Raw genomic sequence first — 15,219 nt, forward strand, 5'->3', positions numbered from 1 at the left:
GGCAGCCGGGAAACCGGCAGCCGGGAGACCGGCTGCCCGGGCGGCGCGCTCGTCATATCCGTCCCGCCTTACGCTCCGTGACGAGCAGCCACAGCAGATAGACACCGCCGACCACTCCCGTCACCACGCCGACGGGCAGCTGGTCAGCGCCGAACGCCCGCTGCGAGGCCCAGTCCGCGACGATCAACAGGGCGGCGCCCATGCACATCGCGGGCACCAGGTTGGGGCCGGGCGAGCGCGTCAGGCGCCTCGAGAGCTGCGGCGCGGTGAGCGCGACGAAGCTCACGGGCCCCGCGGCGGCGGTCGCGGACGCGGTGAGCAGCACCGCGGACAGCATGAGCAGCATCCGCGTACGTTCGACGCGCACCCCGAGCGCGTACGCGACGTCGTCGCCCATCTCCAGCATGCGCAGCGGCCGCGCGTTGGCGAGGACGAGCGGTACGAGCACGGCGCACAGCGTGAGCAGCGGCCAGACCTGTTCCCAGCCACGGCCGTTGAGGGAGCCGGTCATCCATACGACGGCCCGGGCCGCGTCGACGAGATCGGCCTTCGTGAGCAGATAGCCGTTGACGGCCGTGACGACGGCCGACACACCGATGCCGACCAGGACCAGCCGGTAGCCGTGCACCCCTCGCTTCCAGGCGAGCACATAGATGGCAAGACCGGTCAGAAGGCCGCCGGCGAGCGATCCCCCGGCGACCTGGAACGCGCTGCCCTTGAACAGGACGATCATGATGAGCGCCCCCGCGGTCGACCCCTGTCCGAGGCCGAGCACGTCCGGACTGCCCAGCGGGTTGCGGGAGATGGACTGGAACAGCGCCCCGCCGAGCCCGAGCGCGGCACCCACGAGCAGTCCCACGAGGACGCGCGGCAGCCGCAGTTCGTTGACGATGAACTCCTGTCCGGCGTCGCCGTTCCCCATGAGCGTACGGATCACATCGGCGGCGGGTATGGGGAAGTCGCCGGTGCCGATGAGCACGACGCTCGCCACGAGTGCGGCCACGCTCAGCAGCACGACGACCGTGAGCGCGCGGATGTCCAGCCGGACGGAGAGCCCGCGGGAACGAACTGCCCGGATGCGCAGCGGCTGCGCGGATGCGGACCCGCTGGACCCTCGAGCTGGGGAACCGCTGCCCCCGCCGGCTGCGGACCCGGTGACCTGGCTACGTGTGGGCTTCACAGCTGCGCCGTCCTCCGCCGTCGTACGAGATAGATGAAGACCGGGCCGCCGATGACCGCGGTGACGATGCCGACCTGGAGCTCGGCGGGCCGTGCGATGATCCGGCCGATCACATCGGCACCGAGCAGCAGCACGGGCGAGAGCACGGCCGCGTACGGCAGGATCCAGCGCAGATCGGGCCCGGTGAAGGAGCGCACCGCGTGCGGCACCATCAGTCCGACGAACGCGATCGGCCCGCAGGCGGCCGTCGCGGCCCCGCAGAGCAGGGTGGCGGCGATCATGGACAGCGCGCGGGTCCGGGTCAGGTGGGCACCCAGTGCACGGGCGGTGTCGTCACCCATGGCCACGGCGTTGAGCGGCCGGGCGAGGCCCAGCGCGAGCACCGTACCCACGGCGAGGAACGGCAGGACCTGCATGATGGTCGCGTTGGTGGCCGACCCCAGGGAACCGACCGTCCAGAAGCGCATCTTGCCGAGCGCCGCATTGTCCATGATCATGACGGCCTGCAGATAGCCGCTGAGCGCCGCGGTGAGCGCGGTACCGGCGAGCGCGAGCCGCACGGGCGTGGCGCCGCGGCTGCCGCCCAGCGAGTAGACCAGCACGCCGACGATGGCGGCCCCGGCGAAGGCGAACCACACATACCCGGTCAGTGAGGTGACCCCGAAGAAGGTGATGGCGGTGACGACCGCGGCCGAGGCTCCCGCATTGATGCCGAGGAGTCCGGGATCCGCCAGCGGATTACGGGTGAGCGCCTGCAGGACGGCCCCCGCCAGTCCGAGCGCCGCCCCCACGAGCAGTCCCAGCACGGTACGGGACAGCCGCTCGCGGACGACGACGTCGCTGTACGTCCCCGAGTCCTGGAACAGACCGTGCCATACCTGGTCCACGGGCAGGTGTTTGGCGCCTATCGCGATGCTCGCCACGGCGACGGCCAGCAGCACACCGAGCGAGACGAGAAGCCCGGCGGCACGTATCGCCCGGCGATTGGGGGGCGCGGGAGCGGTCTCCGCGCGCTGTTCGGGAGGACTGTCGACCAACACCCGGTTAGGTTAGCCTACCCTGCTATTCCTCTCGATCCTCCGTCCCCCTCTCAACTCACCCTCGGCGCTTGGACTTGCTCAAAGCCCCAGCCGCGCCAGCGCCTTCGCCCCGTCAAGACGGCAAGCTCCGTCCCCGGCCACCGTCCAGGCCGCCGCACACAGCGCCCGCAGTCCGTCGACTGCCTCACCGCCACCGTCCAGCTCCAGCTCCTCCCCCGCCCTCGCCGTCCAGCCGCCGCAGCGGAACCCTCCACTGTCCGCGACGACCTCCGGCTGCCCGGTGAGCAGCCCCCGGAGATCGGTGTCGACAAACGTCGGCCGGTGCTCCGGCACGGCGGCCAGCAGCTGGGCGCCGTCCGTCACCCCCGTCAGGACGAGCAGCGAGTCCACACCCCCGTTGAACGCGCCCTCGATGTCCGTGTCCAGCCGGTCCCCGACGACCAGCGGCCGCTCGGCCCCCGTCCGCAGGATCGTCTCCCTGTGCATGGGCGGAAGCGGCTTGCCGGCGACCTGGGGCTCCGCACCCGTGGCGATCCGTACGACCTCGACCGCCGCCCCGTTGCCCGGCGCGATGCCGCGGGCGCTCGGGATGGTGAGATCGGTGTTGGACGCGAACCACGGCACGCCGCGCGCGATCGCGTAACAGGCCTCCGCGAACCGCCCCCAGGGCAGCTCAGGTCCCCCGTACCCCTGCACCACCGCCACCGGATCGTCGTCCGCCGACTCCACCGGCTCAAGACCCCGCTCCCGCAGCGCCACCCGCAGCCCGTCACCGCCGACCACCAGCACCCGCGCGCCCTGGGGCACCTGATCGCTGATGAGCCGGGCCACGGCCTGCGCCGACGTGATGACGTCCGAGGCCGATGCCGGAATCCCGAGCTCCGTCAGATGCGCGGCCACGGCGTCCGGCGTACGCAGCGCGTTGTTGGTCACGTACGCGAGGTGCATCCCGCCGTCACGCGCACGGCCGAGCGACTCCACCGCGTGGACGATCGCGTGCCCGCCCGCGTACACCACCCCGTCCAGGTCGAGCAGCGCCGTGTCGTACGCCTCGCTCAGCGCCCGCGGGCTTCCCTCGGGCCGCGTCCTGGGGGTCGGGACGGTCTGGCTCATTACGCATCTCTCCTCGTTCGGTCCCACTCCCCCGATCATCCCGCATGCCACTGACACACATACGATGCAGCAATGAACATTGCAGGCCACGCGGCACCTCCAGCAGCGGGCGGCCTCGACCTGATCCCCTTCCGGGGCGTGCGGTATGTCCCCGGGCGGGTCCGCAGCCTGGCCGCCGTCACCTCACCGCCGTACGACGTGGTCGTCCGGCCCGACGGCCTGCACCACCTGGAGTCCGCCGACCCGCACAACATCGTCCGGCTGATCCTTCCCCAGAACGGCCCCGAGACCCGCAACGAGCAGGCCGCCGACACCCTCGCCCGCTGGCTGTCGGAAGGCATCCTCGCGCCCGACCCCGAGCCCGGCCTGTACGTCTACGAGCAGCACAGCGGCGACGTGCTGCAGCGCGGCGTCATCGGCGCGCTGCGCCTGACGGAGGCGGCGGAAGGCATCGTCCTCCCGCACGAGGACGTCATGCCGCACATCGTCGCGGACCGTGCGGCCCTGATGCGCGCGACGGCCGCCAATCTGGAGCCGCTGCTGCTGACGTACCGCGGCAACGGCACCGCGCAGGGCACGACAGGCGTCAACGGAAACGGCAGCACCTCCGCCGTCGTCGAGCGCACCGTCCTGAGCCCGCCACTGCTCGCCACGACCACAGAGGACGGCTTCAGCCACCGCCTGTGGGCCGTGACCGACCCGGCCGACGTGGACGAAATCCGGTCGGATCTCGCCCGTCACCAGGCCGTGATCGCTGACGGCCACCACCGCTGGGCGACGTACCTGCGGCTGCGCGCCGAACACCCGTCCCCGGGCCCCTGGGACTTCGGCCTGGTCCTCCTGGTGGACACGGCGCGCTACCCGCTGCGCGTCCGGGCGATCCACCGCCTCCTGCACCGTCTGCCGCTCTCCGAAGCGCTCAGGGCCCTCGACAGCCACTCGGGCTCTGTCCGCGTACGCACGGTCGAGGGCCCCCTGCCGTACGCACTGGACGCCCTGGCGGAGGCCGCGAGCGAGGGCAACGCGTTCCTCCTGGCAGGCGAGGGTGCGGGCCTGGCGACAGGCGCCGAAAGCGGCCGCTTCCACCTCGTCGACCGCCTGTCTCCCGACCTCCTGGACGCGACGGTCCCACGGAACCGCCCCAAAGCCTGGCGCGCCCTCGACGCGACGGTCCTGCACTCGACCCTGCTCGACCACATCTGGCAGATCCCGGACACCCCGGAACACATCGCGTACATACACGACACGACAGCCACGATCGCCAAGGCGGAACGCGACGGCGGAACGGCCGTCCTGATGCATCCGGTCCACGAGGACGTCGTACGCGATCTCGCCCAGCAGGGCGTCACGATGCCGCGCAAGTCCACGTCGTTCGGGCCGAAACCGGCGACGGGGCTGGTGCTGCGCAGCTTGACGCACTGAGGCGCGGACTCGGCGTCGCGCGCACAAAGCCGAAGGGCGGGACCCCTACCGGGATCCCGCCCCTACGAGCTGCGCTCCGTCAGACCTGTTCGCCCTTTGAGTCGGCTTCGGGGCTGCCCGCCGTCTTCTCGTCGTCCTCGTCGTCCTGCGACTCGGTAAGGGTCTCGGGCGTGCCCTCGGGCGTGACCTCGTCCTGGGGCTCGTCCGAGTCAGCCTCGCCCTCGTATTCGCGCTCGACGACCTCGTCCCCCTCCTCGTCAAGAGCATCGACGAACTCGACGCCGTCCAGCTCGGCCAGCCGGTCGGAGGCGTCCGTGCTGCCGTCCTTGTCCGACTCGACGGCCTTCGCGAACCACTCGCGCGCCTCGGACTCACGTCCGGCCGCGAGCAGCGCGTCGGCGTACGCGTAGCGCAGACGCGCGGTCCAGGGCTGCACGGAGTTGGAGGCCAGCTCGGGGCTCTGCAGCGTGACGATGGCCGCGTCGAGCTGCCCCATGTCACGCCGGGCACCGGCTGCCACGAGCCGCATCTCGACCTGACCGGCCTTGTCGAGCTTGTGCACCTCGGGCGCACCGGCCATGTCGAGCGCCTTCTCGGGCCGCCCGAGACCACGCTCGCAGTCGGCCATCACGGGCCAGAGCTCCACGTGGCCGGTCATCCTGCGCGCGGCCCGGAACTCGGCGAGCGCCTCGCTGAACATCTGGTTCGCGTACGCGGCGAAGCCGGCAGCCTCGCGTACGGCGGCGACACGCGAGGCGAGCCGCAGCGCGACCTTCGCGTACGCGTAGGCGCCCTCGGGGTCCTCGTCGATGAGCCGGGCCACCATCACCAGGTTCCTGGCGACGTCTTCGGCAAGGGTCTTGGGCAGGCTCTGCAGCTCCTGCCGTACGTCCTTGTCGATCTCGTCGCCCGTGACGTCCTCGGGGATCGGCAGCCGCTTGATGGGCTCGCGGTCACGGTCCCTGTCGCGGTCCCGACCGCGCTCGTCACGGCCGCGCTCATCACGGAACCGGCCGCCGCCGCGCCGGTCGTCACGGCGGTCGTCCCTGCGATCGTCGCGACGGAAGCCACCGGGGCGGCCGCGACTGTCGTCCCGACGCGGGCCACGTCCGCGGTCGTCGCGTGCGCGGTCGTCACGGCCTCGGTCGTCACGGCCTCGTTCGTCACGGCCTCGTTCGTCACGGCCTCGTTCGTCACGGCCTCGTTCGTCGCGGCCTCGTTCGTCGCGGCCTCGTTCGTCGCGTCCGCGGTAACCGCCTCCGCGGCTGTCGTCGCGACGGAACCCACCACGGTCGCCACGCTGCTCGCCGCGCTCGCCGTCACGACGGTCATCACGCCGAACGTCACGGCGGTCATCACGCCGGAAACCACCGCGGTCGTCATCGCGTCGGAAGCCTCCACGGTCGCCGTCACGCCGGTCGTCCCGCCGGTCATCACGGCCCCGGAAACCACCGCGGTCGCCGTCGCGCCGGTCGTCACGGCGGAAACCGCCACGGTCACCATCGCGCCGGTCGTCCCGCCGGAAACCGCCACGATCACCATCGCGGCGGTCGTCCCGCCGGTCGTCACGGCGGAAGCCACCACGGTCACCGCGATGACCCTCACGCCGTTCGTCCCGCCGGTCATCGCGACGGAAGCCCTGCCTGTCGCCGTCCCTGCGGACGCCGCCCTCACGGTCGTCGCGACGCTCCTCACGACGCGACCCGCCAGGCCGGTCGTCACGACGGAACGCAGGACGTCCACCGCGGTCGTCCCTGCGGTCGTCACGGGGGCGGTAACCGCCTCCGCGGCTGTCGTCGCGACGGAACCCACCACGGTCGCCACGCTGCTCGCCGCGCTCGCCGTCACGACGGTCATCACGCCGAACGTCACGGCGGTCATCACGGCGGAAGCCACCGCGGTCGTCATCGCGTCGGAAACCGCCACGTCGGTCGTCCCGCCGGTCGTCACGACGGAAGCCGCCACGATCACCGCGGTCGCCCTCGCGCCGGTCGTCCCTGCGGTCGTCGCCGCGCTCACCGAAGCGCCGGCCGCCACGGTCGCGGTCGTCACGGCGGCCATAGCCCCCGCGGTCTCCATAGCCACCACGATCACCGTCGCGGCGCGGTTCCCCGCGGTATCCGCCGCGGTCACCACTGTCCCGGCGGCGCTGGTCGCGCTCCGGTCGATCGTCGGGAGAGTTGGTGGACATCGGTGGCTCCTGTCTGCGGTACCGCATTCATTCTTGCGCACCCGGCTACTCAGTGCGCGCTTGGAAAAACAAAAAGGACCTCTGGTCCCAGCATGAACGCTGGGACCAGAGGTCCTCCAAAGATTGTTCGGCGGCGTCCTACTCTCCCACAGGGTCCCCCCTGCAGTACCATCGGCGCTGAAAGGCTTAGCTTCCGGGTTCGGAATGTAACCGGGCGTTTCCCTCACGCTATGACCACCGAAACCCTATTGGTTTCGAGCGAACAAGCACACTCTTCAGTTGGATGTTCTACTCAAAGCCGGCAACGGTCGTTGCCTCAGAACTAACACAGTGGACGCGAGCAACTGAGGACAAGCCCTCGGCCTATTAGTACCAGTCAACTCCACCCATTACTGGGCTTCCATATCTGGCCTATCAACCCAGTCGTCTACTGGGAGCCTTACCCCATCAAGTGGGTGGGAGTCCTCATCTCGAAGCAGGCTTCCCGCTTAGATGCTTTCAGCGGTTATCCCTCCCGAACGTAGCCAACCAGCCATGCCCTTGGCAGAACAACTGGCACACCAGAGGTTCGTCCGTCCCGGTCCTCTCGTACTAGGGACAGCCCTTCTCAAGACTCCTACGCGCACAGCGGATAGGGACCGAACTGTCTCACGACGTTCTAAACCCAGCTCGCGTACCGCTTTAATGGGCGAACAGCCCAACCCTTGGGACCGACTCCAGCCCCAGGATGCGACGAGCCGACATCGAGGTGCCAAACCATCCCGTCGATATGGACTCTTGGGGAAGATCAGCCTGTTATCCCCGGGGTACCTTTTATCCGTTGAGCGACGGCGCTTCCACAAGCCACCGCCGGATCACTAGTCCCGACTTTCGTCCCTGCTCGACCCGTCGGTCTCACAGTCAAGCTCCCTTGTGCACTTACACTCAACACCTGATTGCCAACCAGGCTGAGGGAACCTTTGGGCGCCTCCGTTACTCTTTAGGAGGCAACCGCCCCAGTTAAACTACCCATCAGACACTGTCCCTGATCCGGATCACGGACCCAGGTTAGACATCCAGCACGACCAGACTGGTATTTCAACGACGACTCCACCCGAACTGGCGTCCGAGTCTCAAAGTCTCCCAGCTATCCTACACAAGCCGAACCGAACACCAATATCAAACTGTAGTAAAGGTCCCGGGGTCTTTCCGTCCTGCTGCGCGAAACGAGCATCTTTACTCGTAGTGCAATTTCACCGGGCCTATGGTTGAGACAGTCGAGAAGTCGTTACGCCATTCGTGCAGGTCGGAACTTACCCGACAAGGAATTTCGCTACCTTAGGATGGTTATAGTTACCACCGCCGTTTACTGGCGCTTAAGTTCTCAGCTTCGCCATGACGAATCATGACTAACCGGTCCCCTTAACGTTCCAGCACCGGGCAGGCGTCAGTCCGTATACATCGCCTTACGGCTTCGCACGGACCTGTGTTTTTAGTAAACAGTCGCTTCTCGCTGGTCTCTGCGGCCACCCCCAGCTCACCAAGTAAATTGGATCACCAAGTGTGGCCCCCCTTCTCCCGAAGTTACGGGGGCATTTTGCCGAGTTCCTTAACCATAGTTCACCCGAACGCCTCGGTATTCTCTACCTGACCACCTGAGTCGGTTTAGGGTACGGGCCGCCATGAAACTCGCTAGAGGCTTTTCTCGACAGCATAGGATCATCCACTTCACCACAATCGGCTCGGCATCAGGTCTCAGCCTTGATGAGCGGCGGATTTACCTACCACTCGGCCTACACCCTTACCCCGGGACAACCACCGCCCGGGATGGACTACCTTCCTGCGTCACCCCATCACTCACCTACTACCAGCTCGGGTCACCGGCTCCACCACTCCCCTCAACTCCGAAGAGATCAGGGCGGCTTCACGGGCTTAGCATCACTGGATTCGATGTTTGACGCTTCACAGCGGGTACCGGAATATCAACCGGTTATCCATCGACTACGCCTGTCGGCCTCGCCTTAGGTCCCGACTTACCCTGGGCAGATCAGCTTGACCCAGGAACCCTTAGTCAATCGGCGCACACGTTTCCCACGTGTGTATCGCTACTCATGCCTGCATTCTCACTCGTGAACCGTCCACCACTGCCTTCCGGCGCGGCTTCACCCGGCACACGACGCTCCCCTACCCATCACAGTCCCCGTTGGGGGTATGTACTGCAATGACACGACTTCGGCGGTACGCTTGAGCCCCGCTACATTGTCGGCGCGGAATCACTAGACCAGTGAGCTATTACGCACTCTTTCAAGGGTGGCTGCTTCTAAGCCAACCTCCTGGTTGTCTCTGCGACTCCACATCCTTTCCCACTTAGCGTACGCTTAGGGGCCTTAGTCGATGCTCTGGGCTGTTTCCCTCTCGACCATGGAGCTTATCCCCCACAGTCTCACTGCCGCGCTCTCACTTACCGGCATTCGGAGTTTGGCTAAGGTCAGTAACCCGGTAGGGCCCATCGCCTATCCAGTGCTCTACCTCCGGCAAGAAACACACGACGCTGCACCTAAATGCATTTCGGGGAGAACCAGCTATCACGGAGTTTGATTGGCCTTTCACCCCTAACCACAGGTCATCCCCCAGGTTTTCAACCCTGGTGGGTTCGGTCCTCCACGACCTCTTACAGCCGCTTCAACCTGCCCATGGCTAGATCACTCCGCTTCGGGTCTTGAGCGCGCTACTATATCGCCCTATTCGGACTCGCTTTCGCTACGGCTTCCCCACACGGGTTAACCTCGCAACACACCGCAAACTCGCAGGCTCATTCTTCAAAAGGCACGCAGTCACGAGACAAGCACAAGTGCTTGTCCGACGCTCCCACGGCTTGTAGGCACACGGTTTCAGGTACTATTTCACTCCCCTCCCGGGGTACTTTTCACCATTCCCTCACGGTACTATCCGCTATCGGTCACCAGGGAATATTTAGGCTTAGCGGGTGGTCCCGCCAGATTCACACGGGATTTCTCGGGCCCCGTGCTACTTGGGTGTCTCTTAAACGAGCCGCTGATGTTTCGACTACGGGGGTCTTACCCTCTACGCCGGACCTTTCGCATGTCCTTCGCCTACATCAACGGTTTCTGACTCGTCCCACGGCCGGCAGACCGTAGAAAAGAGATCCCACAACCCCCTGCATGCAACCCCTGCCGGGTCTCACACATACAAGGTTTAGCCTCATCCAGTTTCGCTCGCCACTACTCCCGGAATCACGGTTGTTTTCTCTTCCTGCGGGTACTGAGATGTTTCACTTCCCCGCGTTCCCTCCACATGCCCTATGTGTTCAGGCATGGGTGACAGCCCATGACGACTGCCGGGTTTCCCCATTCGGAAACCCCCGGATCAAAGTCTGGTTGACGACTCCCCGGGGACTATCGTGGCCTCCCACGTCCTTCATCGGTTCCTGGTGCCAAGGCATCCACCGTGCGCCCTTAAAAACTTGGCCACAGATGCTCGCGTCCACTGTGCAGTTCTCAAACAACGACCAACCACCCGTCACAACCCGCCGAAACGGATCTTTACCGGGGCCGGCATACCGAAGGAACGAGCATTCAGCCCGTGCCCTCAGACACCCAACAGCGTGCCCGACACACTCCCCGCTCCCCTCAACGTTCCACGCTCAAAGAGCAGTACTGGAAGGAGAAGACGATCAAGTGTGCCGAATAATCAACGTTCCACCCATGAGCTAACCACCGTCGATCGTTCGCCGACGTAGTGGCTCTGGACCACCAAGCAAGCTTGGCGGCCTAGATGCTCCTTAGAAAGGAGGTGATCCAGCCGCACCTTCCGGTACGGCTACCTTGTTACGACTTCGTCCCAATCGCCAGTCCCACCTTCGACAGCTCCCTCCCACAAGGGGTTGGGCCACCGGCTTCGGGTGTTACCGACTTTCGTGACGTGACGGGCGGTGTGTACAAGGCCCGGGAACGTATTCACCGCAGCAATGCTGATCTGCGATTACTAGCAACTCCGACTTCATGGGGTCGAGTTGCAGACCCCAATCCGAACTGAGACAGGCTTTTTGAGATTCGCTCCACCTCGCGGTTTCGCAGCTCATTGTACCTGCCATTGTAGCACGTGTGCAGCCCAAGACATAAGGGGCATGATGACTTGACGTCGTCCCCACCTTCCTCCGAGTTGACCCCGGCAGTCTCCTGTGAGTCCCCATCACCCCGAAGGGCATGCTGGCAACACAGAACAAGGGTTGCGCTCGTTGCGGGACTTAACCCAACATCTCACGACACGAGCTGACGACAGCCATGCACCACCTGTATACCGACCACAAGGGGGCGACCATCTCTGGCCGTTTCCGGTATATGTCAAGCCTTGGTAAGGTTCTTCGCGTTGCGTCGAATTAAGCCACATGCTCCGCTGCTTGTGCGGGCCCCCGTCAATTCCTTTGAGTTTTAGCCTTGCGGCCGTACTCCCCAGGCGGGGAACTTAATGCGTTAGCTGCGGCACCGACGACGTGGAATGTCGCCAACACCTAGTTCCCACCGTTTACGGCGTGGACTACCAGGGTATCTAATCCTGTTCGCTCCCCACGCTTTCGCTCCTCAGCGTCAGTAATGGCCCAGAGATCCGCCTTCGCCACCGGTGTTCCTCCTGATATCTGCGCATTTCACCGCTACACCAGGAATTCCGATCTCCCCTACCACACTCTAGTCTGCCCGTATCGAATGCAGACCCGGGGTTAAGCCCCGGGCTTTCACATCCGACGTGACAGACCGCCTACGAGCTCTTTACGCCCAATAATTCCGGACAACGCTTGCGCCCTACGTATTACCGCGGCTGCTGGCACGTAGTTAGCCGGCGCTTCTTCTGCAGGTACCGTCACTCTCGCTTCTTCCCTGCTGAAAGAGGTTTACAACCCGAAGGCCGTCATCCCTCACGCGGCGTCGCTGCATCAGGCTTTCGCCCATTGTGCAATATTCCCCACTGCTGCCTCCCGTAGGAGTCTGGGCCGTGTCTCAGTCCCAGTGTGGCCGGTCGCCCTCTCAGGCCGGCTACCCGTCGTCGCCTTGGTGAGCCACTACCTCACCAACAAGCTGATAGGCCGCGGGCTCATCCTGCACCGCCGGAGCTTTCCACCCGAGAAGATGCCTTCCCAGGTAATATCCGGTATTAGACCCCGTTTCCAGGGCTTGTCCCAGAGTGCAGGGCAGATTGCCCACGTGTTACTCACCCGTTCGCCACTAATCCACCCCGAAGGGCTTCATCGTTCGACTTGCATGTGTTAAGCACGCCGCCAGCGTTCGTCCTGAGCCAGGATCAAACTCTCCGTGAATGTTTTCCCGACTGCGCCTAATTAAAGACTGCGGGCCGACACCACGAGAGCGGAACGGCCAGGCGGAATAAGCCCGGCCGTTCACAGCGTCCTCGCTGTGTTATTTCAAAGGAACCTCGCCCCAGCCGAACCGGCCGGAGACGGGGTATCAACATATCTGGCGTTGATTTTTGGCACGCTGTTGAGTTCTCAAGGAACGGACGCTTCCTTTGTACTCACCCGAGAGACTCTCTCAGGCTTTCCTCCGGGCGCTTCCCTTCGGTCTTGCGTTTCCGACTCTATCAGATCGTTTTCCGATCCGATTCCCTGTCGGCGGGCATCCCGTAAGCGGGATATTCACGCTGTGTCTTTTCGGCCTCGCGGCCTTTCGACATTCACTACGTTAGCCGATTCTCCCGGCTGCTCATAATTGAGCTTCGCGAGCTCAGATTCCGGCACACAAAAGGCACAGGAAATAAGCACCCGCTGATGGGGAGTCCTTGCTGAGTAGTGGGGTTTGGCCGCTTCCGGCTGCTGGCTGAACGCCGTACCCGGTTCAAGCGGCTCGGGCTACGTTACGCCCCGCCCAGGGGCGAGTCAAGTTCGGCGCCGGCGCGGCGTGTGGGCCCGATATGGGCTGACCGTGGGGTCGTTGGCGATCCAGTAGCGCCAGGGGTGGGCCTCTCCGTCGCCACCGTCGCCGGCGACTCCGGTACGGGGACCATTGCGGACCTGGTCAGGACGTACGGGCGTTCCCGTGAGGATGCTGAGCGGGGCGTCGGCGCCCGCACATATGTCGCTGCCGTCGAGCGCCCGGTCCACGCCCAGAGCCGTCGCCAGTCGTGCCGGACCTTTGGCCAGTTCCTTGTCGGTGCGGGCCGAGAGTCGACGTTTGCGGGCGAGGTCGGCGCCCTCCGTGATCTCGCCGGCGCGGAGCAGGACCGCGCTCGCCATGCCTTCCGGGCCGCAGACCAGATTCATGCAGTGCCACATGCCGTAGGTGAAGTAGACGTACACGTGACCAGGCGGACCGAACATCACGTCGTTGCGGGCGGTGCGGCCGCGGTAGGCATGGGAGCCCGGGTCCTCCGTACCCGCGTATGCCTCGACCTCCGTGAGGCGGAGTTCGATCGGGCCCTCCGGGGTGTTGCGCACGAGAATGCGGCCCAGCAGGTCCGGTGCGACCTGCAGGACGGGGCGGTCGAAGAACTCCTGGCTGAGGGGCGTACGGTCGGGGGCCGTGATCATGGCGTACGAGCGTAGTGCAACCGGTGTGCACGCGCGGGTGGCCATGGGCCCTGCTGCTTGCCAGGGTGATGGCTCGGAACCGGCCGGGGTCCGGTCGCGTTTCTAAGGATCAAGGGCCCGAGGATCAAGGATCAGTGATCAGGGATCGCGTCTGGCCGACAGGCGCCTCCCGGGGAGGAGAGATATGGGGTTCAAGAGGCTGCTGGCGAGCCTGGGAGCTGGTGGGGCGTCGGTCGAGACGGTCCTGACCGAGGTCAATGTGGTGCCGGGCGGTGTCGTCCAGGGCGAGGTGCGGATCCAGGGTGGGTCCGTCGACCAGGAGATCGAGGGGCTGTCGGTCGGTCTTCAGGCCCGGGTCGAGGTCGAGGGGGGTGACCAGGAGGTCAAGCAGGACATCGAGTTCACGAAGATGCGGCTCGGTGGTGCCTTCTCGCTGCAGGCGGGCGCGGTGCACGCGGTGCCGTTCGGGCTCTCCATTCCCTGGGAGACGCCGATCACGAGCTTCGCCGGGCGTCAGCTGCCCGGCATGAACATCGGCGTCACCACCGAGCTGCAGATCGCGCGGGCCGTGGACTCCGGTGATCTCGACCCGATCGTCGTGCATCCTCTGCCGGCGCAGCAGGCGATTCTGGACGCCTTCGGGCAGCTCGGGTTCCGGTTCAGGAGCGCGGACATGGAGCGCGGTCACATCCGGGGTACGCGGCAGCAGTTGCCGTTCTACCAGGAGATCGAGTTCGTGCCGCCGGAGCAGTACCGCGGGCTGAACCAGGTCGAGTTGAGCTTCGTCGCGGACGACCGTGAGATGGACGTCATCCTGGAGATGGACAAGAAGCCGGGCCTCTTCAGTGAGGGCAGCGACTCGTACAAGGCGTTCAGGGTCGGTCTGCACGACTTCCAGGGGACCGACTGGGCGGCGTACCTCAATGAGTGGCTGTCCCAGGTCGGCAGCCGTCGCAACTGGTTCTAGGCTCGGGCGGGAGACATCGCCGATCCAGGAGGTACAGACGTGACCGAGCTCAAGAGGCCGCCGCTTCCGCATGACTTCCATCCGCCGGTGCCCTCGTTCACGGTGGTGAGCGAGGACGTCGAGCCGGGCGCGGTGCTGAAGGACGCTCAGGTCTACGCGGCCGGGAACACCTCGCCGCATCTGCGGTGGGAGGGTTTCCCGCCGGAGACCAAGAGCTTCGCCGTGACGTGCTTCGACCCGGACGCCCCGACGGGCAGCGGGTTCTGGCACTGGACGGTGTTCGACATCCCGGTGTCCGTGACGGAGCTTCCGACGGGTGCGGGCAGCGGCAAGTTCGAGGGGCTGCCCGAGGGCGCGATCCAGGTGCGGAACGACTACGGGACGAAGGACTTCGGGGGCGCCGCGCCGCCGCCCGGGGACCCGGCGCACCGTTATGTGTTCACCGTGTACGCGGTGGACCAGGAGAAGCTCGGTCCGGACTCCGACGCGTCGCCCGCCGTAGTCGGGTTCAACCTGCGCTTCCACACCCTGGCGCGTGCACAGCTGATCGGTGAGTACGCGTCCCAGGCCGAGGGATAACCACCCCAGGCCGAGGGATAACCATCGCGCGCCGAGGGACAGGCGTCCGTCACGCGACAGACGCCCCGTCGAACTGAAGGTTCACAGAACGTTTGCCCGCCTCTGGTCTTGGAATTGATCAGAGGCGGGCATTTTTGTTGCCGGGGGCCCGGGGATCTGCGGTGGTAGTGGTGTGGTCGCAGTCCCCCG

Annotated in this window: 8 protein-coding genes, 3 rRNA genes and 1 pseudogene; 3 read left to right on the forward strand and 9 right to left on the reverse strand. The window is 65.7% G+C overall.

What is annotated here, in order from left to right; translation table 11 throughout:
• Positions 1-52 precede the first annotated feature (52 nt).
• The 3 genes from ACSMXV_RS10960 to ACSMXV_RS10970 form a co-directional block, all read right to left on the reverse strand.
• Positions 53-1,084 carry a FecCD family ABC transporter permease gene (locus ACSMXV_RS10960; protein WP_473178887.1) on the reverse strand — a complete coding sequence of 344 codons (1,032 nt, stop codon included), beginning with the start codon at positions 1,082-1,084 and terminating at the stop codon, positions 53-55.
• Positions 1,085-1,176: 92 nt separating this feature from the next.
• Positions 1,177-2,220, reverse strand: a complete 1,044-nt coding sequence (locus ACSMXV_RS10965; protein ID WP_473177468.1) for a FecCD family ABC transporter permease — start codon at positions 2,218-2,220, stop codon at positions 1,177-1,179.
• A 78-nt stretch (positions 2,221-2,298) separates the two neighbouring features.
• Positions 2,299-3,333, reverse strand: coding sequence for an HAD hydrolase-like protein (locus ACSMXV_RS10970; RefSeq protein WP_473177469.1), 1,035 nt, complete (start codon positions 3,331-3,333; stop codon positions 2,299-2,301).
• Positions 3,334-3,405: 72 nt separating this feature from the next.
• Here ACSMXV_RS10970 and ACSMXV_RS10975 point away from each other — a divergent pair, with 72 nt between their 5' ends.
• A complete protein-coding gene (locus tag ACSMXV_RS10975; RefSeq protein WP_473177470.1) occupies positions 3,406-4,755 on the forward strand; it encodes a DUF1015 family protein in 1,350 nt (449 codons plus the stop codon).
• A 79-nt stretch (positions 4,756-4,834) separates the two neighbouring features.
• Here the strand turns inward: ACSMXV_RS10975 and ACSMXV_RS10980 are convergent, their stop codons facing one another.
• From ACSMXV_RS10980 to ACSMXV_RS11005, 6 genes and pseudogenes are all read right to left on the reverse strand, one after another.
• A complete protein-coding gene (locus ACSMXV_RS10980; protein WP_473178888.1) occupies positions 4,835-5,689 on the reverse strand; it encodes a tetratricopeptide repeat protein in 855 nt (284 codons plus the stop codon).
• A 480-nt stretch (positions 5,690-6,169) separates the two neighbouring features.
• A pseudogene (locus ACSMXV_RS10985) lies at positions 6,170-6,973 on the reverse strand (tetratricopeptide repeat protein); the annotation flags it as partial.
• Positions 6,974-7,071: 98 nt separating this feature from the next.
• Positions 7,072-7,188: ribosomal RNA gene (gene rrf / locus ACSMXV_RS10990) — 5S ribosomal RNA — on the reverse strand.
• A 104-nt stretch (positions 7,189-7,292) separates the two neighbouring features.
• Positions 7,293-10,415, reverse strand: a 23S ribosomal RNA gene (locus ACSMXV_RS10995).
• A 316-nt stretch (positions 10,416-10,731) separates the two neighbouring features.
• Positions 10,732-12,257, reverse strand: a 16S ribosomal RNA gene (locus ACSMXV_RS11000).
• The 16S, 23S and 5S rRNA genes sit together here, the layout of an rRNA operon.
• Positions 12,258-12,833: 576 nt before the next feature.
• Positions 12,834-13,484, reverse strand: coding sequence for a DNA-3-methyladenine glycosylase (locus ACSMXV_RS11005; RefSeq protein WP_473177471.1), 651 nt, complete (start codon positions 13,482-13,484; stop codon positions 12,834-12,836).
• Between the two features lie 184 nt (positions 13,485-13,668).
• On the opposite strand from ACSMXV_RS11005, the gene ACSMXV_RS11010 reads away from it, so the two are divergent.
• Positions 13,669-14,451 carry a sporulation protein gene (locus ACSMXV_RS11010; protein WP_473177472.1) on the forward strand — a complete coding sequence of 261 codons (783 nt, stop codon included), beginning with the start codon at positions 13,669-13,671 and terminating at the stop codon, positions 14,449-14,451.
• A gap of 39 nt (positions 14,452-14,490) precedes the next feature.
• The gene (locus ACSMXV_RS11015) at positions 14,491-15,030 is read left to right on the forward strand and encodes a YbhB/YbcL family Raf kinase inhibitor-like protein (RefSeq protein WP_473177473.1); all 540 of its coding nucleotides are present in this window, start codon (positions 14,491-14,493) and stop codon (positions 15,028-15,030) included.
• Positions 15,031-15,219 lie beyond the last annotated feature (189 nt).

This window comes from Streptomyces sp. DSM 42067, assembly GCF_055792885.1.